The following is a 22,042-nucleotide window of genomic DNA, read 5'->3' on the forward strand; positions in this document are numbered from 1 at the left end:
TCAATTACCCAATAATCGCTTTTATCATAGACCCTGAAAAGCCAGGGCCGCTTGATGCACACCAATTAGAGGCTTTTCCCCCTAAGCCAGACATAAAAAAACGGCCCGGAGGCCGTTTTTATTCTGCTAGACACATTTTGTGGTTGCCGAGGCATCCATAAAGGGCCCATCCACGCAGAGCCGTCGTCCATCCGGCGCCGCACAGGCACCACAGAGGCCGACCCCACACTTGGTCAGGTAGTCGATGGCGCTGTGGATGCGCGCGTCGCCACAGAACTCCCGCTCCACCGCTATGGCGGCATGCACCATCGGCGCCGGGCCACAGTTGTAAAACATCAGCTTGCTGCGCTCTTCCTCGCCAAGCCCCTGCAGATAATCCCGCAGCAGTTCAGTGACAAAACCGTGATGACCTTCGCTGCCATCATCGGTAGCGATATGCACCGGCGCAATTTTTTTACACTCTTCAATAAAGTAAAGCCGCTCGGCGGTGCGCGCCCCGGTGAAAATTTCAGTGTTAGGAAAATCCCTCGCCACCTGATAGACCGCTGCCAGACCGGTACCGCCACTGACAGTAATAATTTTCGCCCCTTCTGGCGGGTCCACCGCGATGCCGTGGGGACCGCGCACATAGGCTTCCGTTCCCGGCTGCAGACTCATTAGGTCGTGGGTAAAAACTCCCACATCGATCACTGCAAGGGAAAATGGATCGTCAGTGAGCGCCGAGAACGGCTTTTCACCCAGCCCGGGAATCCACAGGAATACGAACTCACCGGCTTTGAGATTGATCTTGCGATCGAATGTGAGGATGCAGATGTCATCGCAGACACGCTCGTTGGACACCAGGGTCACCGGACGGAACTGCATATCCACATCGTAACGAATCTGGCTCTCGGCATTGTTGCTGCCATGTGCCAGATCAGCTTCCAATGTCTTGAAATACTGGCCCATCTCTTCCGTGGTCAGGCCAACCAAAGAGGAACCTATTCCGACTACAGAGGCACCCGCATCCTGATAGGCGCGCACATCATCGGCGCTGCTGACACCGCCGCAGCCGATAATCGGGCAATCTACGGCTTCCGCCACTTCCCGCACACATTTCAGGCCGATGGGCAGTACACCCTTGCCGGACATCCCGCCGACGCCATTGCTGAGGACCGGGTGACCGTGGGCAGAGGTATAACCAGGTCCCACCGTGTTGATGGCACAGAGACCATCGGCACCACCGGCCACTGCGGCCCTGGCGATCTCGGCAATGTTTGGGGTATTGGGGGTCAGCTTCGGAATCACCGGAATATTCACCGCCGCTTTCACCGCCGCAGTAATCTCGCGCACCAGCTCCGGGTCCTGACCCATGGCCATACCGTAGCCCTTCGCGTGGGGGCAGGACAGGTTCAGCTCCAGGCCGTCGGATACCGGTGCCATGATCTTTGCCACTTCGACAAATTCTTCGACACTGCCGCCGAAGATGGAGGTCAGCAGGAAACGATCCTCCGGCACCCGCAGGGTCGCCAGTTGCGCGGCCAGTTGCTCCGCACCGGGGTTGGTGAGACCCACCGCATTGACGAAACAACCGGGGGCGTACTGGCTAATCACCGGCTCACGGTAGCCCGCCCGTGGAGCCAGGCCGACGCTCTTGGTGGTCATCACCCCCACTTCCGGCATGGTGTCAAAGATGCGCTGGATAATGGTGGTGGCGGTGGTGACGATACCGGAGGGAATGGTAAACGGGGAGGTTATCTGCTTGGTAAAAAAAGGTATTTTCGACATCGAGAAAGTCTGGCCTGAACGGTTGGATGGCAAGGTGCGAAGGATAAACGTCTGCGGGGGTTAAATCCACCGGGAGTGCATTGAGCCACACCGTACCGGCCCGTTGCTTTTAGTGCTATGGCTGGCCTTGGCCTGGTTGCCATTGAACTGACTTCAGGGTTTCACAATGCCCAATACAACCGCAATATTGGCCAGTTCTGCGGCAGTATTGACCCTGAGCTTGCTTTTGATCTTGGTGTTGTAATTGGCCACTGTTTTATAACCCAAACACAAATCGCTCGCGGCTTCATGGGTGGTCATCCCGCTCGCCAGCCGACAGAACACATCGAACTCCCGGGGGGACAATAAATCCACCACCTCACGGTAACTCTCGATATCACTATGTCGGACATCACTCACCTCGGGCATCAGCTGCTGCTCAATGTAACGTTTGCCCTGGGCAACGGTTCGCACCGCTTCTGCTAACATCTCGGCAGCGCTGTTCTTGCTGACATAGCCCCTGGCGCCCGCCTGCAGGGCACGTTCCACGTACACAAATTCATCGTGAATGCTGTAGACGAGGACAACGGCATCCGGCGCCTGCTTGCATAAGCGGCGAATGGTTTCCAGGCCACCGATGCCCGGCATGGATAGGTCCATCACCACCACATCCGGTTGCATCCGCGCATACTCCTGAGCCACAAGCTCACCGCGGTTAACATCCCTGATCTCCCCGATAAACGGTTGCGCCGACAACAGGATCTTGAATCCGGCGCGAACAACCTCATGGTCATCGACCAGGAGGATACTAATCCGACTTTGATCCATCTTGCTGTTTCTCAATAAAAGGCATACTGGCTTTTACACTGACACCCTGCCCCGGTTCGGATTCAAAACTGAATCGCCCGCCGAGACTCTCAACCCGCTCGCGCATGGCTCGCACCCCGAACCCCTCGCCCTCAGACTCGCCGCCAATACCGTTATCTTCTATATGGATCTCAACTTGACGATCACCGTTCAGGCCACTGAGGACAACCGCCACGTTGACGCTTTCCGCCCGGGCATGCCGGATCACATTGGTCAGACACTCCTGGACAATCCGATAGACATGGATAGCGACCTCATGACTGAGCAGCTCAAGATTGTCATCGTAATCCAGTGTGATGCGCAGCCCGGAATGCCGACGCCGATATTCGCTGACCAGGTCTGTCAGGGTCGCACCCAGCCCCAGATCGCCCAGGCTCAGAGGATGCAAGGTACGCATCATCAAGCGCACCTCGCCGGACAAGTGATTGCAGATCCCGATGATCGATTCCGCAATAGTCGGCACGTCGGCATCGCTGCTTTTGCATGCCACCGCCATGGCTTTTATGGCTGCTAATGACTGACCCATCTCATCATGCAACTCACGGGAGAGATGTCGCCTTTCTTTCTCCTGAATCTGCAGGGTATGTCGCGCCAACGCCTGATTATTTTTCCGGGCGTGATTCAAGGCTTCCGACAGATGATTGATTTCGACCGCAATGGCATCAAACTCACTGATGTTAATACGAGGCAGTTTTTCGCCGTATTTACCGGATTCGACCTGGCGCAGGCCGGATAAAATGGCGCCAACGGCACGCAACATGGAGTGGAACACCAGGTTAATCGCCAGAAAGATCACCACCATCATCAGCACAATTGACCAAAAATATATCTGCGACTCCCTCCAGGCTTCCGACACCTCATCCATGGGATCTGCACTAACTTTAATGCGCTGCCCGGCACCTTCCGGCACATTCAGTGGGTACTCTGCATGCAGATAATCGGTCATCACCGCAGCAATAAACCATGCAGGCGGTTTTTTTGCCTCCTCATACTCGGGAACGGACAGTATTTCAGTCTCGGCACCCTGCGCATCTATCAGGGAAATCTCCACATGGCGCATGTGCCCCAGGGCCCTGAATGACTGCAACCAATCATCATTGCCACGGATCATGTCTGCCTGATTCACTTCGGACTTGACCATCTGCGAAATCAGCTGAAACGAGGAGCGAAGCTCCCTGTCAACCGACTGGCGCGCCTGCCAGATCGCTATCGCACCGCCCAATATCAATATCAGCAGCACCGACAACAGAATGCGTAAATTAATTAGATTTCTTAAGCTCATTTTTGTCTTGCAACTTTTGTCTTGCAAACCGGCATCATGAAAACTGACAGGCTGACCACACCCCGCAAATCCCACGTGATGAGTTGACCATAAAGCCTACAGCATAGCCAACCTCTGACGGGCAACTGTTCGCTGTGCTGACCTTAGCGCTTAACAGGATGCCCGCACGGCGCTTTGTCATTGCTGCATCATTGCCAATAAAAAAATGCCAGTCAGACGAACTGACTGGCATATCAATGTTGAGGCGGCAGCCTCATTTGACCGGATGGATTAAAGAGATACTTTGAATCCAATCCATCCAGCCCTGGGGGCACCGGCGCCGACAAAACGCGGGTCTTCCAAATCCAGACCAGGCGCTTCATCCGGCTCACCATATAAGCCAAAGTTTTGATACTGACTGTCAAACAGGTTGTCGACTTTTGCAAAGAACTGAACGTTTTTATTCAGCTTGTAACGACCATGCAGGTTAACCACACGATACGCACTTATTTTTTTGTCCTGGTTGGCCTCATCGCCCCGGAAGTACTGGCTCGATTGGTAGGAAGCCGTCGCACCGATGGACAACTTCGGCGTAAAGGCATAATCGACACCAATTTTGATGTTGTGCTCGGGAATACCCGGCAGGCGATCACCTTTTGTTACCTCAAATGTTTCCACATCATCATCGACTTCACGGGCATAGAGGAAGCGATCTTCGAACGTGGCGCGCACATAGGAATAACTGCTAAACCAGCGCAGGTTGTCGTGCAGACCATTCGCCGCCAATTCCAGCCCGGCACGGGCGGTTTTATCGATATTGTCGAAATTACCCAGGGTTAAACGCGGGTCATTCACGTCATCTTCGACATCAGGGAAGAAAAACAGATCATCTTTCAGCTGGGTATAAAATGCCCCGGCACTCCAATTGATGGAACCATTCTGGCCTCTGAAACCCGCCTCAATGGTTCGGGCAATCACATCATCCAACGGCGGATCTGACAAAAAGGCATTGGGGTAAGAACAGGGGCTGCTTTCTTCAGAACAGGTTAATTCAGACGGGGTTGGCGCGCGATTGGATTCACTGTAGTTACCGTAGGCCGTCAGGTTGTCCTGCAATGCATAGGTAAACCCGACCGTCGGATTGAAACGTTTGAAAACATGCTTATTGCCCGATTCGTTCAGATCCTGCGCACCACCTTCACTGGTACCGGAAATGTCAATCTGAATCCAGTTATAACGACCACCGAACGTCAGGTCCAAACGCTCGGTGAGTGACAGGGTATTGGTAAAGAAGAGGCTGAAGATATCCGTTTCTATCTCACCATCAACCACGGTTTCATCGACAATGAAACCGGTTCCAGATGTGCCGCGGGTATCGGTAAACCGGGCAATTTCCGCTTGCGATGAATAATCCACATCCGATGTGTCGTAGGCTGCGCCAACAATCAACTGGTTTTCTCGCTCCAGCACATCGTTTAGAAATGTCGCCTGAAAACCAAAGCCATAACTGTCCTGCTCGGTTTCACTGGTGTTGTTGAGGGCGATAAATTCTTCACTGCCGTTAAAGCCTAACGGCGCAAATGGCGTGATAACGCCCCCATCATCATCCACGATATTGGCGCCATCAATTTCCAGCTCTGAACCATCACCATTGAAGGTGGAGCGATCACTGCGGCGGTAATAGGTATTGGCGGCTAACATTGTGTAATCATTGAGCCAGTGTGACCCGTTCAGGGTAAACATACGCAATTCATTTTGCGTGTTATCCGGGTGGGTAAAGGCGGCCTCACGATCAGCCTTGACCATTTCAACCGGTGCAGGCCCGTTGCCATTCAGGTCACTGTCTACCAGCGTAACGCCGAAATCCAGGCTGGTGGTGTCATTCTGGTAGCTCAAGTTGGTGAAGAACTGTTCAACCCTGGAAGGTGAAAAATCCCGCCAGCCATCCTCCTTGGTAATTGAGCCCGTGGCAAAGTAAGCAAAGTTTCCATAATTGCCGCCCGTTTCAATGGTGCCGGAATCACGACCAAAAGAGCCGCTGTAGGCTTCAAGGCTATGCCCCGGGTGGGTGAAGCCATTTTTGGTATGCAGGGATAAGGCACCACCCAGGGTGTTCAAACCGAATAACGGATTGGAACCCGACATCATATTCATGCTGGCAATGGCAGATTTTGGCAACAACTCAAAATTGACGGCATCACCAAACGGCTCGTTGATGCGGATGCCATCCTGGTAAACAGAAATACCCTGGGCATTGCCGACCAGCGGGGAAGCGGTAAAACCGCGGAATTTCAAGTCGGGTTGAAAGGGGTTGTTTTGTGCATGGTTGATGCTGATGCTCATCATGGCCTGGTTCATAAAGTCAGAAATATCCAACGCCTGTTGACGTTCAATATCTTCAGCCGTCGCTGTCTGGATATTCACCGGGATCTTATTGGCTGCCAACCCCACACCGGATAAGGGTGTGACGCCAACGACTTCAATATTCTCCAATGGTTGTTGCGACTCATCGGCGCTGCCAAGACCAGGCATCAGTGCCGTAGCCAAGAGTATAGACAAGGTGCTGCGCTGAAATGTAATTGCCATGTTTTGCTCCTACTGCCATCCGGCATAACTATCACACCGGGAACTGGGCGAAATTTTTTATTGTTGAATCTATGAACAGAGTTATCGAGGCAGGCTGTGTCGAGCATATAACGCCTGTCTTTTTTATTAGTCCTAGACAGTAATGCTCAAAGGCACAATCTCCTATGGGAAAAATTCCTTTTGTGGAGTGAAAGCCTGTGTTGTTGGTTGTTTTTTAAAGATAGGCAGATGACAGGAAGGCGTGTTAATTGGCGCTATTGAGTATCCCGCTGACAAAATTGTCACGGGTCTGATCAGAGGTGTCCAATAGTCGGGGTGAAACCCGCATGCTAGGTGCCTGTGAGCGACTCGTTACTTCAAGGGTCCCGAGTGAAACCGAAATTCACTGTCCAGCGCTTCCACCAGTTCCTGCTCTTGCTCACGGAATACGGCGATGCGCTTGTCCACTTCCGCATCCCCGGCTGCCTTGCGGGCCAGGATGAGGTAATCCTTGTAGTGGCGTCCTTCAGAAGTAAGCAGTGACAGGTAGAACTTCTGGAGTTCCGGGTCCAGGTATGGTGCCAGTTTGGCAAGGCGCTCACAGGAGCGGGCTTCGATAAAGGCACCGACAATCAGAGTATCCACCAGTTTGGCAGGCTCGTGGGTGCGCACCTTGCTGCGCAGTCCCGCCGCGTAACGGGCTGCATTGATGTTACGGTATTCAATACCGCGTTTTTTCATGATGGCAATCACCTGCTCGAAGTGACGCATTTCTTCCCTAGCTAGCCGCGACATCTTGTTGAGCAGCTCGAAGTTGTCGATATAGCGGTAAATCAGGTTCAGGGCCGTGCTGGCAGCTTTCTTCTCGCAATTCGCATGATCTATCAACAAAATGTCCAGGTTTTGAGGGGCTTTCGCCTCCTCGACCCAGCTATCAGGCGTGGGGCACGGCAAAAACGCCTGGATTTCCTCCAGTGCTGACATGGTGGTAATTACTCTCCGGACTGCTGGTTGAAGAAGGTTTCGCGCTCGTTAAGGATACTTCGATCCAACTCGGCGACAATGGGCCTGCTGGCGACGTTATCGTACCATTGCTGCAACCCGGACACCGCACCCAGTACTGACCAGCCGTAAACCACCTGCATGGTTTTTTCTACTGGCCCAATGGTGTGATAGGCGACGATATCGGCATAGGTGAAGTCACTGCCAGCCAGGTAAGGGTTGAACTGTACAAGGCGCCCGAGCGCCCGCATGCCTTTTTCCACTTGGGGTCTCACCGAATCCACCGTGCGCTGGGAATTGCTGCCACCGAAAAACACACCGTTGTAGAGTCGCCGGGCGGGTAACTCGATGTAAAGCTCGCATACTTTCATCAATTCACGAGCCTTGGCGCGGGCGAAGGGGTCGGCGGGCATCAGCGGCACTTCCGGGGTGACATCCTCAAGAAACTCGAGAATGGCGGAAGTCTCACTGATGAAACCCTCTCTCGCTTCGAGGCAGGGCACCTTACCCATAGGGCTGATGGTCAGAAACTGCGGCTCCTGGCTGGGATAGGTGCGAATTTCCTCAAACTCAAACCCCTTTTCAAGCAAGGCCAGCTTGACCATGTTGAAGTAGTTACTGACATGAAAACCGTAGAGCTTGAGCATAACCATTTCCCCTTGCCAAACGCCCGCCAGGGCTGATTGTTATGGCGGAAAGTGTAACAGAGAATTTACCCGGTGAATGGCGGTTATCCACTTTAGTCACGTTACCTGAAGCACAGATTTGATGTACTATACTGAGCCCTTGCCCGTGGCTCCTATTGTGGCCCAGCAGCCGAATACCCCTCATCGGTATGTGTTACCGATAGACCCCGCCCAGAGGTGATCCCACTGCGTCGGGTAAACTCACAAGATTAAGAAGAGGATGCAAATCGTGCTTGAAGCCTATCGTCAACATGTTGCGGATCGTGCCGCACAAGGAATCCCCCCGAAACCCCTGACACCAGAATGGACTGCCGATCTGGTGGAATTGTTGAAAAATCCACCCGCAGGCGAAGAAGAGTTCCTGCTGGACCTGATCGCCAACCGCGTACCCCCGGGTGTTGACGAAGCAGCCTATGTGAAGGCCGGTTTCCTGAGTGCCGTCGCCAAAGGCGAAGCCACTTCTCCCCTGATCGATCGTCTGGCAGCTGTCAAACTGCTGGGCAACATGCACGGCGGCTACAACGTAGCTACCCTGGTCGAGCTGCTGGATGACGCCGAGTTGGCCTCCCAGGCAGCCGAAGAGCTGAAAAACACTATCCTGGTATTCGATGCCTTCCACGACGTGGCCGAGAAAGCCGACGCTGGCAACGCCAATGCCAAAGCCGTTCTGCAATCCTGGGCCGACGCCGAGTGGTTCACACAGGAAGACGCTGTGCCAGAAAGCATCAAGGCCATCGTTTTCAAAGTGACCGGTGAAACCAACACCGATGATCTGTCTCCCGCACCTGATGCGTGGTCCCGTCCCGATATCCCGCTGCACGCCCTGGCCGCCTACAAAATGGCCCGCGAAGGCCTGTCGCCTGACGAGCCCGGCTCTATCGGCCCGATGAAACAGATCGAAGACATCAAATCAAAAGGTCTGCCTGTTGCCTTTGTCGGCGACGTGGTAGGTACCGGTTCCTCCCGGAAATCCGCCACCAACTCCGTACTGTGGTTCTTCGGTGAAGACATGCCCGGCGTGCCCAACAAGCGCTCTGGCGGCATCTGTATTGGTGGCAAAGTGGCCCCCATCTTCTTCAACACCATGGAAGATGCTGGAGCTCTGGTCTTCGAAGCCCCCGTTGACGAAATCAACATGGGTGACGTGATTGAAATCCGCCCCTACGACGGCAAAATTCTCAGCGAGTCCGGTGCGGTTCTGTCCGAGTTCGCCTTTAAGTCCGACGTGATTCTGGATGAAGTACAGGCCGATGGCCGTATCAACCTGATCGTTGGCCGCGGTTTGACCCAGCGCGCCCGTGAGCACCTGGGCCTGCCCGCTTCCGACCTGTTCCGCCAGCCAGCCCAGCCCACTGACACCGGCAAGGGTTACACCCTGGCTCAGAAAATGGTTGGCAAGGCCTGTGGCGTCGAAGGTGTTCGCCCCGGCACTTACTGCGAGCCGAAGATGACCACTGTGGGCTCCCAGGACACCACTGGCCCGATGACACGCGACGAGCTGAAAGACCTGGCTTGTCTGGGCTTCTCCGCCGATCTGGTGATGCAGTCCTTCTGTCACACCGCTGCTTATCCGAAGCCCGTGGACATTGACACCCAGCACACCTTGCCCGACTTCATCATGAACCGCGGCGGTGTTTCCCTGCGCCCTGGCGACGGCATCATTCACAGCTGGCTAAACCGCATGTTGCTGCCCGATACCGTGGGCACCGGTGGTGACTCCCACACCCGCTTCCCGATGGGTATTTCTTTCCCTGGCGGTTCCGGCCTAGTGGCCTTTGCTGCCGCTACCGGTGTCATGCCGCTGGATATGCCCGAGTCCGTACTGGTTCGCTTCAAGGGTGAAATGCAGCCCGGCATTACTCTTCGCGACCTGGTTCACGCCATCCCTTACTACGGCATCAAACAAGGCCTGTTGACCGTTGAGAAGAAAGGCAAGAAGAACTTCTTCTCCGGCCGAGTGCTGGAAATTGAAGGTCTCGACAACCTGACTGTTGAGCAGGCATTTGAACTGTCCGATGCGTCCGCTGAGCGCTCTGCCGCCGGCTGCACCATCAAGCTCAGCGAAGACTCTGTCGCCGAGTACCTGAACTCCAACATTACTCTACTGCGCTGGATGATCTCCGAAGGCTACGGCGATGTTCGTACTCTGGAACGCCGCGTACGCAAGATGGAAGAGTGGCTGGCCAATCCATCCCTGATGGAAGCTGACGCCGACGCCGAATACGCCGCCGTTGTCGAAATCGACCTGTCTGAAGTCAAAGAGCCCATCGTCTGCTGTCCGAACGATCCCGACGACGCCAAGCTGCTCTCCGAAGTGGCTGGCGACAACGTGGACGAAGTCTTTATCGGCTCCTGTATGACCAACATCGGCCACTTCCGCGCCGCTGGCAAACTGCTGAACGAAGCGGATCGCGTTAACTCCCGCTTCTGGATCAGCCCTCCAACCCGTATGGATGCCCACACACTGATGGAAGAGGGCTACTACAACATTTACGGTAAAGTCGGCGCCCGCACCGAAATGCCCGGTTGCTCCCTGTGTATGGGTAACCAGGCACGTGTAAACCCCGGCAGCACAGTATTGTCCACGTCTACCCGTAACTTCCCGAACCGCCTCGGCGACGGTGCCAATGTGTACCTGACCTCTGCGGAACTGGCAGCTGTGGGCGGTATTCTGGGACGTCTGCCGACTCCAGCGGAGTACATGGAATACGCCAACAAGGTCAACTCCATGTCTGGCGAGATCTATCGCTACATGAACTTTGACCAGATCGAGTCTTTCCAGAAAGCCGCTGACGAAGGCAAGCGCATTGCTGCCGAGCAGATCGTGGATGTTGCCTGATCTGCTGCGAAAGCAACGCACTACCAAAAAAGCCCCGCTTAGCGGGGCTTTTTTTATGTCCAACCATAAATCCGAGCTGGTCTGTGGCTGCTGTAACAGCCTGTTCTCAGGCGGGTAAATTTGTATGTATGCCGGGAGACATCAATCTTTTGTCTAACCGGTTTTAGGTTGCCTATTCTAATCTGCTGTGCATAAACTGGTATCCACTCATGCAGTTACAAAAAATTATGGCAGGTGCCTATGCAATACCATATTTATGATTTATACCGTCAGTCCCTGGTGCCCATCAATACCGCACTGGATCTGACCCACGATATTATCACCCACGAAAAGAACCCCTTTTCCAAGACCAAGCTGGGCCGATTCAGGAAAGCCTTTCTGGAATCCACCATTCGCCTTCTGAAACATTACCCAAAACAGGGTTTTGAATATGAACCGGTGGTTATCGACGATGTGGAATATGCCGTTCACGAAGATATCGTCATGGACAAGCCTTTCTGTCACCTGTTGCGTTTCCGCCGTGAAGGACTTCCGGCTGATGCACCCAAACTGCTCTGTGTGGCAGCACTCTCCGGCCACCACGCCACCCTTTCCAGGGAAACCTTCCGCGAGTTTCTCGATACCTACGAGGTGTACGTCACCGACTGGCTGGATGCCCGTGACGTCCCCCTGACCGAAGGCAAATTTGGGTTTGAAGAGTATGTTGCTTACCTGATCGAGTTCATGGAATTCATGGGCCCGGGCAGCCATATGTTTGCCATCTGTCAGGCTGCCGTTCCTGGCCTGACCGCCGTCGCGCACATGAGCAAACATGACAACCCGGCGCGCCCCAAAACGCTGACCATGATGGCTGGCCCCATCGACATTCGCGTCAATCCCAATGAATTTACCAAGCGGGTGGACAAAATGTCCGCCAAGGCGTTAAAGCGCGTGCTGATTCACAAAGTGCCCTCCCGCTATCCCGGTGCCGGTCGCAAGGTCTATCCGGGCATGTTGCAACTGGGTGGCTTCATGTCCATGAACATGAAATCCCATATTCAGAAACACGTGCAGTTCTTTAAGGATATCGCCCATGGCCGTGTGGATGAAGCCGACCGCCATCGAGATTTCTACGACGAATACATGGCCGTACTGGACATGGACGCCGACTACTACATGGAAACCATGGAACGGGTTTTCCTCGATCAGAAACTGCCCAAAGGGGCCATGACCTACTATGGCGAACCCGTCAGTTGCAGTGATATCAAGGATGTCGCCATTTTTACCCTCGAAGGGGAAAAGGACGACATGATCAGCCTCGGCCAGACCGAAGCCGCTCTGAACCTCTGCGATCAACTGCCCAAAAAGCTAAAGAAACACCATGTACAACTGGATGTTGGTCACTACGGGATCTTCAACGGCAGCAAATACCGCAAGTTTGTGGCACCACTGATCAAAGAGTGGATTGACGGCCACAACTGATAGGCAAGGATTCCTGTTAAAGCCGGGCACCGCCCGGCTTTTTTCATAGCGCCAGCCCGCTGCAGATAGCTGTATAAATCCTGTACAACCATGTAAAATTGCCGCCCTTTCTTCAGGTGACCACTATGAGCGAGCTGCTATCCCCGGCGGGAACACTCAAAAACATGCGCTATGCTTTTGCCTACGGTGCCGATGCGGTCTATGCCGGTCAGCCCCGCTATAGCCTTCGCGTGCGTAATAACGAGTTTAATCACCTGGATGTGATGGCGGATGCCATCGCCGAGGCCCACGCACAGGGTAAGCAGTTCTACATTGCCAGCAATATTTCTCCCCATAACGACAAGGTACGCAGCTATCTTCGTGATATGGAAGCCGTCATCGATATGAAACCGGATGCGTTGATCATGTCGGATCCCGGCCTGATCATGATGGTGCGCGAAAAGTGGCCAGATATGCCCATTCACCTGTCTGTGCAGGCCAATGCCGTCAACTACGCTACGGTGAAATTCTGGCAGCAGCAGGGTATTGTGCGGACCATCCTCTCCCGGGAGTTGAGCCTGGATGAAGTCGAGGAAATCCGCCAGCATGTACCTGAAATGGAGCTGGAGGTGTTTGTCCATGGCGCCCTGTGTATCGCCTACTCAGGCCGCTGCCTGCTATCCGGCTACATGAACCACCGTGACCCCAACCAAGGGGCCTGCACCAACGCCTGTCGTTGGAAATACGATGCCCACGAAGCCAAGCAGACAGAAACCGGTGACATTATTCCCACCAAGATGTGGGAGCCGGAAAAAGCGCCGGACAATCACGATGAAGTGGAACCGATGATGCTTCTTGAAGAGCAGGGCCGCCCCGGTGAACTGATGCCCGCCTATGAGGACGAGCACGGTACCTACATCATGAACTCCAAAGACCTGCGCGCTGTGCAGCACGTCGAGCGCCTGGTCAACATGGGTATCCATTCCCTCAAAATTGAAGGGCGCACCAAATCCCACTATTACGTGGCCCGCACCGCTCAGGTCTACCGCCGCGCCATCGACCACGCCCTGGCCGGCAAGCCCTTTGACATGAATCTGATGGCAGAACTGGACCATCTGGCCAATCGCGGCTACACCGAAGGCTTTTACCGCCGCCATGTACCGCAGGAATACCAAAATTACCAGCAGGGTGTATCCACCAACCCCAACCAGCAGTTTGTGGGTGAAATCTGCGGCGTAGAAAAGGACAAGGGCTGGTTTACCGTCGAAGTGAAAAACCGCTTTGAAAAAGGCGACACCCTGGAGTTAATCACCCCGGCAGGTAATATGACTTTCAACCTCGATGCACTGGAAAACCGCGACGGGGAAAAGATGGATGCCGCTCCCGGTTCCGGCCATGTGGTACGCATACCCATGCCCGTGGACCTACCCCTTGCAGAAGATGGCGGCTACGCCATGCTGATGCGTTATCTGTAAGTCGTTCGGAACCGCTCACTTTCTTACCAGGGTTCCTGTTAGACTTTGAGTTAAAGCTAACGGACGGTTAACGTGGCACGTATTATTCTGTTGCTGGCGTTGGGGATTCTCGCCTACGTCGCCTGGCAACAATTAATCAGATTATCTCCGGAAAAACGCCGTAATTTCCTGATGCGATCAGGGTTCTTTGCGGTGCTGGGTATCGTTCTACTTCTGGCAGCCACAGGGCGCGTTCACTGGATTGTCGCCGCTGTCACTGCCGTTATACCGTTTGCCAAGGTCCTGCTCGGATTGCTGATGCGCTCCCTCCCTTTCCTCCAATTGTGGCTGAAAAAGCGTCAACAACAGCAGCCCCCGGCATCGCAGGAAAACCGGATTCTCACCGAGCATGAGGCACTGCAACTGCTAGGACTGAAACCCGGTGCCAGCCGAGAAGACATCGTCATGGCGCACAAACGGCTTATACAGAAACTCCACCCCGACCGCGGTGGCAACGATTACATTGCATCGCAGCTGAATGCCGCCAGAGACCTGCTGCTAAAGCGCTACGGCTAGTTTTTCAGCAACAGATGTATATACCGACCCAACCACAAATAAGGTTCGCGGCGCGAATAGCGTAACTCCATATCAACCACGGCCTCTGGCACGGTATTGCCACCACGGGGTGACGTCACATAATCAGAAAACACCCGTACACCACTGGTGGCCATCACCGACAGACCGGCTTCCTCGACCCAACGACCAACCTGCTCGGGAGACTGTGGATTGCCGGGCGTCAGGCTACCGGGATCAGCGCTGAATCCCTGATTACCTGCCAGATTTTCACGTTCCAGCAGATTAAAATTGCCGCGGATCAGGTTGCGGTATTCCAGTGAATGGCGGTTGTAGTAGCTGAGGGACAACACACCGCCCTGCGTGAGAAACTGCTTCAATACTGGAAGTAAAGTTTCCGGCTCTGCCAGCCACTCCATCACAGCATGACAAAGCACCACATCGAATGTACCCAGATCAAGGGCTGGCAACTGCTGGAAGGCTCCGTGATGCCATTGAATAAGACCCTCGACGCCCTCTTTTCTGGCGGCCTCCCGGGCAATGGCAAGCATTTCAGCGGAAATATCATTGACCACAACATCATGACCCATAGCCGCCAAACGGATGGCCAGCTGCCCTAACCCTGCGCCCACATCCAGAATCCGCAGAGGCCGACCCTCTTTCAGTGTCGGCACTTCGCTTTCCAGGTCACGCCAAAGAACAGCCAAACGAATTTCGCCTTTCAGCCCACCATAAATTTTGCGCTGAAAGCGCTCGGCAAGATCATCAAAGTTTCGGTCTTGTTGCATAGCGTCGCGGTAGGTCCCTTGTGAAAATTACCTGCTCGTGGGGCTGTCATTTGCCGCCAACTGGTGCGAACGCTAGAATACCCGCGCTGTCACCATATGTCTTCGCCCCGGTAGCTCAGCTGGATAGAGTGGCCCCCTCCTAAGGGGCAGGTCAGAGGTTCGAATCCTCTCCGGGGCGCCATATATTATTCACCCCTTCGGGCATTTCCTGATGAACCTTTTGCTTTTGGAACCCGGTGATTTTATCGATGAAAATCGGGTTCAGTTGCAGGGACGCCGCCTGCAACATATGCAAGACGTTCACGGGGTCACAACCGGTGACACGTTGAAAGCCGGGGTTCTCAATGGAAGCATGGGCACGGCCCGCATCCTACAGTTGTCGCAGACGCTGGCGGAGCTGGAAGTATCCCTGGACAAAGCACCACCTCCCCCGCTGCCCATCACCCTGTTGCTAGCTCTGCCCAGGCCGAAAATGTTGCGCCGTGTATTGCAGACTGTCGCTACTATGGGTGTCAAACAGCTGTACCTGATCAATAGCTGGCGAGTAGAGAAAAGCTACTGGCAGAGTCCTTTTCTCTCTGAACACGCCATCCGTGAACAGTTGTTGCTGGGGCTTGAACAGGGCTGTGACACACTGCTTCCCGAGGTACACATCAGGCAGCGCTTTAAACCCTTTGTAGAGGACGAATTACCCGGACTGGTGGCCGGAAACATGGCACTGGTCGCACATCCCTCTGGCGAGATGCCTTGCCCCACCTCAGTTCAGGACAACCTGGTGCTGGCCTTGGGACCTGAAGGGGGGTTTATTGATTACGAAATCCAAAAATTTCAGGAAACCGGGTTTGATGCGGTGACTCTGGGCGCGCGTATTCTGCGTGTGGAAACGGCTATTCCAGCTATTCTCGGCAGATTGTTTCAATAACAAGGCCTCGCTTACACCCTCTAAATACACTCATTAAACCCCTCCAAAAAGGTCGGGCATTAGCATTTGCTAAAAACTATCAGAATCGGTATCTTACTTTTCTATCCAGACTGACCAGTCAACTTTTGAGCATGGTCAGCACGCCCACAAGTTCAACATCAAAATAATAAAGAGGTAGTCACTGATGAAATTGTACGATTGCGCGGTAGCACCCAACCCCAGAAGAGCCCGGATGTTCATCGCCGAAAAAGGCCTCGATATCCCCAAAGTGGAAGTGGATATCCTGGGTGGAGAAAACCTGAAAGAGAGCTTTCTCGCGATTAACCCAAGAGGCCTGCTTCCCGTGCTGGAGCTTGACGACGGAACCCGTTTTGACGAGGCAATGGCCATCTGCCGTTACCTTGAGGAACTATATCCCGAGCCACCCCTACTGGGAACCACCCCGGTAGAGCGGGCGCAGATTGAATGCCTGCAACGCAAAATGGAATTTGACGGAATGATTGCGACCTCAGAGGTATTCCGCAACCAGCCCGACAATGAAAGCTTTTGCTACCGCAGTCTGCCTGGCGCCGGCGACACCCCGGCAATTCCGGGGCTCATTGACCGCGGTAAAAAATCCCTCGACCGTTTCTTTTACTGGCTGGAAAAATTCCTGGACGGGAATGAATTCATCACCGGTGATCGTTTTACCATGGTGGATATCACCGCCGTATGTGCCGTGGACTTCGCCAAGTGGGTGGACATCACCATTCCGGATAAAAATACCAACAGCCTGCGCTGGTACGAGGAAGTCTCTGCCAGACCCAGCGCGAAAGCCTGAACAAACGATGTTTAACAAAAAAGCCCGGCATTGAGCCGGGCTTTTTATTTTTGGCGGTGAGGGAGGGATTCGAACCCTCGATACGTTTCCGTATACACACTTTCCAGGCGTGCTCCTTCGACCACTCGGACACCTCACCAGATAAAACTGTCTGCTTGTTTTTTTACTCTCAGGATAAGCACGCCAGGCGTACTCGTTACTCGGGGATACTCCCCTCGCCCTTCGGGTCGCCGTCACAAGCTCCGGCGCTCTCTGCGAAACTGCCTGAATCAATGATTCCGGGCATTTGACCGCACTTTTTGAGGGCCGCAACTGTACACAAGCACCCCCAAAAAAGCAACGATCACGGCCAGTTCGCAAAATACTCAGAGACCTCCACTTCCGGTGCGGGGGGTGGTGTGAACTCCATGGTGCCAAGGTAAAGAAACCCTACGATTTTCTCATCCTGTCTAAGCCCCAGGCCGTCCATCACATTGCGGTCGTAGGCATAGTCACCGGTACGCCAGATTGCACCGACATTTTGCGCGTACGCTGCAGTAATCATATTCTGCACTGCTGCACCAGTAGAGATAACCTGCTCAATCTCAGGCACTTTCAGGTTGGCCTTTGGACTGGCAATGGCCACAATCACCATGGGTGCCCTCAGTGGTCTGCCAAGAGCACGTTGGCGCTCTTTGTCACTCAGATCCGGATTCTTTACTGTCTCCGCATGGGCAAATAATTCGCCCAGTGCCACCAGTCCGTCTCCCTCCAAAACCAGAAAACGCCATGGCCGCATTCGCCCGTGGTCAGCCGCCCGGAAAGCCGCCTTCTGAATATTGGCCAGCACTTCACCGGCAGGGGCTGGTGCCGACAATCTCGGACAGGAGATGCGTTCGTGCAACGCTTTAATGGCATCCATCTATAGATCTTCCTCGGTTAGAAACGACCATCCCGATCACCACCTGGGACAAACATGGACATTTACAGCCAGACATCGTGTAATTAGCCGCACTGGATGGCATGTCGGGGCAACATCTTACAGGATGAATGAAGAGAGTTCGAAAGAGACCGCAAGGTTGATCCGTTATCAGGGCCTGTTTCGTTTTCTTAATGGCTTTGCTGGTATTGCCGCCATTGCCCTCAGTCATGAGGCCCTGAGCCAAGACCTGACCAAAGCGCTGCCTATGCTTCTGGCAGCACTCTATATCGCCTCTGCAAATGGACTGTTGCAGCGCTTTGATGAATCCAGGCGTGCTGCAGTCTGCCGGTTGTTTGCCTTTATCGACGCCCTTTTGCTGGGCTGCGTGCTGGGTTTCCTGCAACTGAGCCCCATACCTTCCCTGATATTTTTCCTAGCCCTGCAATTTAATGCCCTGGCTAACGGCACCTGGCAAAAGCTGGTTATCGACAACCTGGCAATGGTAATCGGCATTGCGGCGACCATGTTTGCCCTGCAGCTGTGGTGGACAACGGAAGTCTCTCTGGCGGTATGCCTGCCGCCCCTGATCGCCCTGGGAGTCTATGCCTGCATATTCGGCCGGAACAGCTTGCGGCAGATGCACGATCAGCATGAAAAAATCAGCCAGTTAGAGAAGCAGCAGATTCAGCTGAAACTTCGCAATTACCGCCTGTCTAAATATCTTTCTCCAACATTGCTCAAAGCGATTCAGTCCGGCAAGGATGTGAAGCTTGAAACCCACCGCCGCAAGCTAACCATTTTCTTTTCCGATATTAAAGGATTCAGTGAACTGGCGGAGGAAATGGAAGGGGAACCCCTCACCAACCTGCTCAATAATTACCTGACAGAAATGTCGCAGATCGCACTCAAGCACGGTGGAACCATCGACAAGTTTATCGGTGACGCCGTGATGGTGTTCTTTGGTGACCCAAGTACCAAGGGAGCCAAGGAAGATTGCCTGGCGGCAGTCTCCATGGCCATCGACATGAAGAAACACATGAAAGAGCTGCAACAGCGCTGGGCCAACCAAGGTATTCGCAAGCCTCTGGAAATCCGTATGGGTATTAATACCGGTTACTGTGCGGTGGGCAATTTTGGTACCGAAGACCGCCTGGACTACACACTGCTCGGAACCGAAGTGAATCTTGCCAGCCGTCTCGAGTCCGCCGCGCAGCCAGGTGAAATCCTGATCTCACACGAGACCTACTCGCTGATCAAAGAATTAGTGTTGTGCGAAGAGCGCGGTGAAATCCAGGTGAAAGGCTTTCAACATCCGGTTAAGGCCTATGCGGCCATCGACCTGCGCAAGAATCTCAAGGGTGCCCACCGCTATTTCGAACATATTACCGACGGTTTTTCGTTCTACATGGACACCGACCGCATCCGCAATTACGACCAGGACAAGATCCTGCGTTCCCTGCTGGAAGCGGCAGAACACCTGCAGAAAACCAGAAAGCCCTGAAAGCCCTGAAAGCCCTGAAAGCCCTATTAACCAGCGTTACTGCCTGGAAAGGCGGATACGGGGTGCATCGCTTTTAATGGAACTGCGGTAGGGGTTGATATCCAAGCCACCACGCCGAGTGTAGCGGGCGTAAACCTCCAGCTGATCCGGCGCACAGAGCTCATTGATCTCCGTAAAGATTCGCTCCACACACTGCTCGTGAAAATCCTGGTGATTTCGGAAGGAAATCAGATAGCGCAGCAACCCCTCATGCTCGATGGGCCAGCCCGTATAGCGAATCAGGATACTGGCCCAATCAGGCTGGCCGGTCACCGGGCAGTTGGTTTTCAGCAGATGGCTGTAAAGCGATTCTGTCACGACCTCTCGCTGACCGGTGAGCGCCAACAGTGTGGCATCCGGAGAATAACTGTCGACCTCAATCGGCAGCTCATCCAGACAGGTACCAGGGAATGAGCCTATACCCCGGTGCCTGAAAGTGTCTGCGGGATGAATTCCCACCTGAACCGGCCCGTTAACGCATGCCGAGATATCCTTTTCCAGCAACGTCGCCACATCCTGGGGTGAGTGGTAGCGTTCCTGATTAAGCGAGTTCAGGTAAAGCTTGAGGGACTTGGATTCCACCAGGTTTTCTGTGTGGCATGGCATGGAAATCTCTACCACAGCCACCACGGGTTTGCCGCGCATATCCAGCCAGGAAAGCTCGTAGCCAGTCCAGAGATCAAAACCGAAAAATTTAGGTTCTCCTTCCAGTCCCAACGCCTGACGCCCTTCACTCCGGGCAATCGGTTGCAGAAGTTGCGGGCTGTACTGATCCGGATACTCGGTTTCAGCGCCAAGCAACAAGGGCTTATCGACCACAGTCACCTCAACTGCGCAGCCTTTTGCCGCGCTCCAGCAGATAGAGTGAATAGACAAACAGCACTACACAGAATGCCATCACCATGATGAAGGCCCACACCACGTTGATATCGGAAACACCGAGCAACCCATAGCGAAAGGCATTGACCATATATAGCACAGGGTTGGCCTGGGAGACGCCCTGCCAGAAAGCGGGCAGCATGCCGATTGAATAGAACACTCCGCCCAGGTAAGTCAACGGTGTCAGCACGAAGGTGGGAATAATGGAAATATCATCAAAACTGTTAGCGAAAACGGCGTTAATGAATCCCGCAAGGGCAAACAATACCGCGGTGAGAAATACGATAGCGATGGTAATGCCCAAGTGGCTGACCTGTAACTTGGTAAAGAACAGGGATAACAATGTCACGATCACCCCGACAGCCAGCCCACGCGCCACACCACCGATCACATAGCCCAGCAGAATAATGTAGTTGGGCACCGGTGATACCAGTAGCTCTTCGATACTGCGTTGAAATTTGGTGCCGAAAAAAGACGACACCACATTGGAATAAGAGTTGGTAATCACCGACATCATGATCAGGCCGGGAACCACAAACTCGATATAGCTGAAGCCGGACATTTCACCGATGCGGGGGCCAATCAAGCGCCCGAAAATGACAAAATAGAGGGCAATGGTTATGGCAGGGGGCAACAGCGTTTGTTGCCAGATGCGCATGAAACGACGGATTTCTTTTTCCAGGATAGTGTAAAACGCCACCCACTGCTGCCGGGCATTCATGGCTGCACCTCCTGCTTGCCACCGTTGTGCGACTCCACCAGTGACACAAACAGCTCCTCCAGACGGTTGGCCTTATTGCGCATGCTGGTGACATGGATGCCCCGCTCACTGAGGCTGGCAAACAGCTCATTGAGTGACTGGTGCTTTTCCACTTCCACCTCAAAGCTGTGGTCGTCGAGCAGCTGTCCCGGATAGCCGTCAATGGCTGGAAATTCGCCTAGCTCTTCCCGGGTATCGAGAATAAACACCTCCTTGTTCAGCTGCTTAAGCAGGGCTTTTATGGTGGTGTTCTGAATGATCTGACCGCGATCAATGATGGCGACATTCCGGCACAGGCTCTCTGCCTCCTCAAGGTAATGAGTGGTCAGAATAATGGTCGTACCCTGGGCATTAATGTCACGCAGGAACTGCCACATGGAACGGCGCAGCTCAATATCAACGCCTGCCGTCGGCTCATCGAGAATCAGCAAGCGGGGTTCGTGCACCAGGGCGCGGGCAATCATCAACCGCCGCTTCATTCCGCCGGACAGCATTCGCGAACGCTGATGTCGTTTATCCCAGAGCCCCAGTTGCTTCAGATATTTTTCAGTGCGCTCTTCTGCCAGCTTCGATGGCAACCCAAAATAACCGGCCTGTGTCTTGACGATATCAAAGACTTTTTCAAACTGGTTGAAATTAAATTCCTGGGGAACTACACCGATGTTTTGCTTGGCCAGGGAGAAGTTGTCATCGATATCGGTACCGAATACGGAGACCTTGCCACTGGTTTTCTTCACCAGCGAACAGATGACGCCGATGGTGGTGGATTTGCCAGCGCCGTTAGGCCCCAACACGGCGAAAAAATCACCCTGCTGAACGTCAAGGCTAATACCCTTGAGGGCTTCAAACCCGTTGTCATAGCATTTGTGAAGATCACTGATAGAGAGTGCGGCAGTCATAGTACTCCAAACCTGTCGAAAAGCCCTGGCGGCTGCCCGGCAATCCACAGGGCGTATTACTGAACAGCACACCGAACGCTAGTCTAAAGAAATTTGTGGG

General features: G+C 53.9%; 18 protein-coding genes and 2 tRNA genes. 8 read left to right on the top strand and 12 right to left on the bottom strand.

Annotation, left to right across the window (positions count from 1 at the left end; translation table 11 throughout):
* Positions 1 to 126: 126 nt before the first annotated feature.
* The 6 genes from Q8A57_RS02465 to Q8A57_RS02490 all read right to left on the bottom strand — a co-directional run bounded on the left by Q8A57_RS02465 (position 127) and on the right by Q8A57_RS02490 (position 8,088).
* Entirely contained in the window at positions 127 to 1,767 is a 1,641-nt protein-coding gene (locus Q8A57_RS02465; RefSeq protein WP_305169337.1) for a tRNA-dihydrouridine synthase, read from the bottom strand.
* A gap of 153 nt (positions 1,768 to 1,920) precedes the next feature.
* Positions 1,921 to 2,574, bottom strand: coding sequence for a response regulator (locus tag Q8A57_RS02470; protein ID WP_305169338.1), 654 nt, complete (start codon positions 2,572 to 2,574; stop codon positions 1,921 to 1,923).
* Positions 2,555 to 3,895 (bottom strand): ATP-binding protein, encoded by a 1,341-nt coding sequence (locus Q8A57_RS02475; RefSeq protein WP_305169339.1) that lies wholly within the window; start codon positions 3,893 to 3,895, stop codon positions 2,555 to 2,557. The genes Q8A57_RS02470 and Q8A57_RS02475 overlap by 20 nt, the downstream gene beginning before the upstream one ends.
* A gap of 270 nt (positions 3,896 to 4,165) precedes the next feature.
* A complete protein-coding gene (locus Q8A57_RS02480; RefSeq protein ID WP_305169340.1) occupies positions 4,166 to 6,460 on the bottom strand; it encodes a TonB-dependent receptor in 2,295 nt (764 codons plus the stop codon).
* A gap of 351 nt (positions 6,461 to 6,811) precedes the next feature.
* Positions 6,812 to 7,423: a MiaE family protein gene (locus tag Q8A57_RS02485; protein ID WP_305169341.1), complete on the bottom strand. Its 612-nt coding sequence runs from the start codon at positions 7,421 to 7,423 to the stop codon at positions 6,812 to 6,814.
* Positions 7,424 to 7,431: 8 nt separating this feature from the next.
* Positions 7,432 to 8,088, bottom strand: a complete 657-nt coding sequence (locus tag Q8A57_RS02490; RefSeq protein ID WP_305169342.1) for a glutathione S-transferase family protein — start codon at positions 8,086 to 8,088, stop codon at positions 7,432 to 7,434.
* Between the two features lie 268 nt (positions 8,089 to 8,356).
* On the opposite strand from Q8A57_RS02490, the gene acnB reads away from it, so the two are divergent.
* The 4 genes from acnB (at position 8,357) to Q8A57_RS02510 (ending at position 14,436) form a co-directional block, all read left to right on the top strand.
* Positions 8,357 to 10,966, top strand: a complete 2,610-nt coding sequence (gene acnB, locus Q8A57_RS02495) for a bifunctional aconitate hydratase 2/2-methylisocitrate dehydratase (protein ID WP_305169343.1) — start codon at positions 8,357 to 8,359, stop codon at positions 10,964 to 10,966.
* A 240-nt stretch (positions 10,967 to 11,206) separates the two neighbouring features.
* Entirely contained in the window at positions 11,207 to 12,427 is a 1,221-nt protein-coding gene (gene phaZ, locus Q8A57_RS02500) for a polyhydroxyalkanoate depolymerase (protein WP_305169344.1), read from the top strand.
* A gap of 125 nt (positions 12,428 to 12,552) precedes the next feature.
* On the top strand, positions 12,553 to 13,881 hold the full coding sequence (trhP, locus tag Q8A57_RS02505; protein WP_305169345.1) for a prephenate-dependent tRNA uridine(34) hydroxylase TrhP: 1,329 nt from the start codon (positions 12,553 to 12,555) through the stop codon (positions 13,879 to 13,881).
* Between the two features lie 72 nt (positions 13,882 to 13,953).
* On the top strand, positions 13,954 to 14,436 hold the full coding sequence (locus tag Q8A57_RS02510; protein WP_305169346.1) for a J domain-containing protein: 483 nt from the start codon (positions 13,954 to 13,956) through the stop codon (positions 14,434 to 14,436).
* On the opposite strand, the gene Q8A57_RS02515 is transcribed toward Q8A57_RS02510, so the two are convergent.
* Entirely contained in the window at positions 14,433 to 15,221 is a 789-nt protein-coding gene (locus Q8A57_RS02515; RefSeq protein ID WP_305169347.1) for a methyltransferase domain-containing protein, read from the bottom strand. The genes Q8A57_RS02510 and Q8A57_RS02515 overlap by 4 nt on opposite strands.
* A 104-nt stretch (positions 15,222 to 15,325) precedes the next feature.
* On the opposite strand from Q8A57_RS02515, the gene Q8A57_RS02520 reads away from it, so the two are divergent.
* The 3 genes from Q8A57_RS02520 (at position 15,326) to Q8A57_RS02530 (ending at position 16,963) form a co-directional block, all read left to right on the top strand.
* A tRNA-Arg gene (locus Q8A57_RS02520) sits at positions 15,326 to 15,402 on the top strand.
* 30 nt (positions 15,403 to 15,432) lie between these two features.
* Complete coding sequence (locus tag Q8A57_RS02525) at positions 15,433 to 16,143, top strand: 16S rRNA (uracil(1498)-N(3))-methyltransferase (RefSeq protein WP_305169348.1); 711 nt, start codon at positions 15,433 to 15,435, stop codon at positions 16,141 to 16,143.
* Positions 16,144 to 16,327: 184 nt separating this feature from the next.
* Positions 16,328 to 16,963, top strand: coding sequence for a glutathione S-transferase family protein (locus Q8A57_RS02530; protein WP_305169349.1), 636 nt, complete (start codon positions 16,328 to 16,330; stop codon positions 16,961 to 16,963).
* Between the two features lie 51 nt (positions 16,964 to 17,014).
* Here Q8A57_RS02530 and Q8A57_RS02535 read toward each other — a convergent pair.
* Both Q8A57_RS02535 and Q8A57_RS02540 read right to left on the bottom strand, forming a co-directional pair.
* Positions 17,015 to 17,102: transfer RNA gene (locus tag Q8A57_RS02535), tRNA-Ser, on the bottom strand.
* 204 nt (positions 17,103 to 17,306) lie between these two features.
* Positions 17,307 to 17,864: a nitroreductase family protein gene (locus tag Q8A57_RS02540; protein ID WP_305169350.1), complete on the bottom strand. Its 558-nt coding sequence runs from the start codon at positions 17,862 to 17,864 to the stop codon at positions 17,307 to 17,309.
* 124 nt (positions 17,865 to 17,988) lie between these two features.
* Between Q8A57_RS02540 and Q8A57_RS02545 the strand changes: the two genes are divergently transcribed.
* On the top strand, positions 17,989 to 19,365 hold the full coding sequence (locus Q8A57_RS02545) for an adenylate/guanylate cyclase domain-containing protein (protein ID WP_305169351.1): 1,377 nt from the start codon (positions 17,989 to 17,991) through the stop codon (positions 19,363 to 19,365).
* A 36-nt stretch (positions 19,366 to 19,401) separates the two neighbouring features.
* Here the strand turns inward: Q8A57_RS02545 and queF are convergent, their stop codons facing one another.
* The 3 genes from queF to Q8A57_RS02560 are packed head-to-tail and all read right to left on the bottom strand — an operon-like array spanning position 19,402 to position 21,942.
* Entirely contained in the window at positions 19,402 to 20,229 is an 828-nt protein-coding gene (queF, locus tag Q8A57_RS02550) for an NADPH-dependent 7-cyano-7-deazaguanine reductase QueF (RefSeq protein ID WP_305169352.1), read from the bottom strand.
* Position 20,230: 1 nt separating this feature from the next.
* Positions 20,231 to 21,004, bottom strand: coding sequence for an ABC transporter permease (locus Q8A57_RS02555; RefSeq protein WP_305169353.1), 774 nt, complete (start codon positions 21,002 to 21,004; stop codon positions 20,231 to 20,233).
* Complete coding sequence (locus Q8A57_RS02560) at positions 21,001 to 21,942, bottom strand: ABC transporter ATP-binding protein (RefSeq protein WP_305169354.1); 942 nt, start codon at positions 21,940 to 21,942, stop codon at positions 21,001 to 21,003. The genes Q8A57_RS02555 and Q8A57_RS02560 overlap by 4 nt, the downstream gene beginning before the upstream one ends.
* Between the last annotated feature and the right edge of the window lie 100 nt (positions 21,943 to 22,042).

The sequence above is a fragment of the Porticoccus litoralis genome (assembly GCF_030676955.1).
Classification (GTDB): domain Bacteria; phylum Pseudomonadota; class Gammaproteobacteria; order Pseudomonadales; family Porticoccaceae; genus Porticoccus; species Porticoccus litoralis.

What these genes read in the sequence shown, in the direction of transcription:
- Q8A57_RS02465 (WP_305169337.1), bottom strand. Translation starts at nt 1,767, where the DNA reads ATGTCGAAAATACCTTTTTTTACCAAGCAGATAACCTCCCCGTTTACC.
- Q8A57_RS02470 (WP_305169338.1), bottom strand. Translation starts at nt 2,574, where the DNA reads ATGGATCAAAGTCGGATTAGTATCCTCCTGGTCGATGACCATGAGGTT.
- Q8A57_RS02475 (WP_305169339.1), bottom strand. Translation starts at nt 3,895, where the DNA reads ATGAGCTTAAGAAATCTAATTAATTTACGCATTCTGTTGTCGGTGCTG.
- Q8A57_RS02480 (WP_305169340.1), bottom strand. Translation starts at nt 6,460, where the DNA reads ATGGCAATTACATTTCAGCGCAGCACCTTGTCTATACTCTTGGCTACG.
- Q8A57_RS02485 (WP_305169341.1), bottom strand. Translation starts at nt 7,423, where the DNA reads ATGTCAGCACTGGAGGAAATCCAGGCGTTTTTGCCGTGCCCCACGCCT.
- Q8A57_RS02490 (WP_305169342.1), bottom strand. Translation starts at nt 8,088, where the DNA reads ATGCTCAAGCTCTACGGTTTTCATGTCAGTAACTACTTCAACATGGTC.
- phaZ (WP_305169344.1), top strand. Translation starts at nt 11,207, where the DNA reads ATGCAATACCATATTTATGATTTATACCGTCAGTCCCTGGTGCCCATC.
- trhP (WP_305169345.1), top strand. Translation starts at nt 12,553, where the DNA reads ATGAGCGAGCTGCTATCCCCGGCGGGAACACTCAAAAACATGCGCTAT.
- Q8A57_RS02515 (WP_305169347.1), bottom strand. Translation starts at nt 15,221, where the DNA reads ATGCAACAAGACCGAAACTTTGATGATCTTGCCGAGCGCTTTCAGCGC.
- Q8A57_RS02525 (WP_305169348.1), top strand. Translation starts at nt 15,433, where the DNA reads ATGAACCTTTTGCTTTTGGAACCCGGTGATTTTATCGATGAAAATCGG.
- Q8A57_RS02530 (WP_305169349.1), top strand. Translation starts at nt 16,328, where the DNA reads ATGAAATTGTACGATTGCGCGGTAGCACCCAACCCCAGAAGAGCCCGG.
- Q8A57_RS02540 (WP_305169350.1), bottom strand. Translation starts at nt 17,864, where the DNA reads ATGGATGCCATTAAAGCGTTGCACGAACGCATCTCCTGTCCGAGATTG.
- Q8A57_RS02545 (WP_305169351.1), top strand. Translation starts at nt 17,989, where the DNA reads ATGAATGAAGAGAGTTCGAAAGAGACCGCAAGGTTGATCCGTTATCAG.
- Q8A57_RS02555 (WP_305169353.1), bottom strand. Translation starts at nt 21,004, where the DNA reads ATGAATGCCCGGCAGCAGTGGGTGGCGTTTTACACTATCCTGGAAAAA.
- Q8A57_RS02560 (WP_305169354.1), bottom strand. Translation starts at nt 21,942, where the DNA reads ATGACTGCCGCACTCTCTATCAGTGATCTTCACAAATGCTATGACAAC.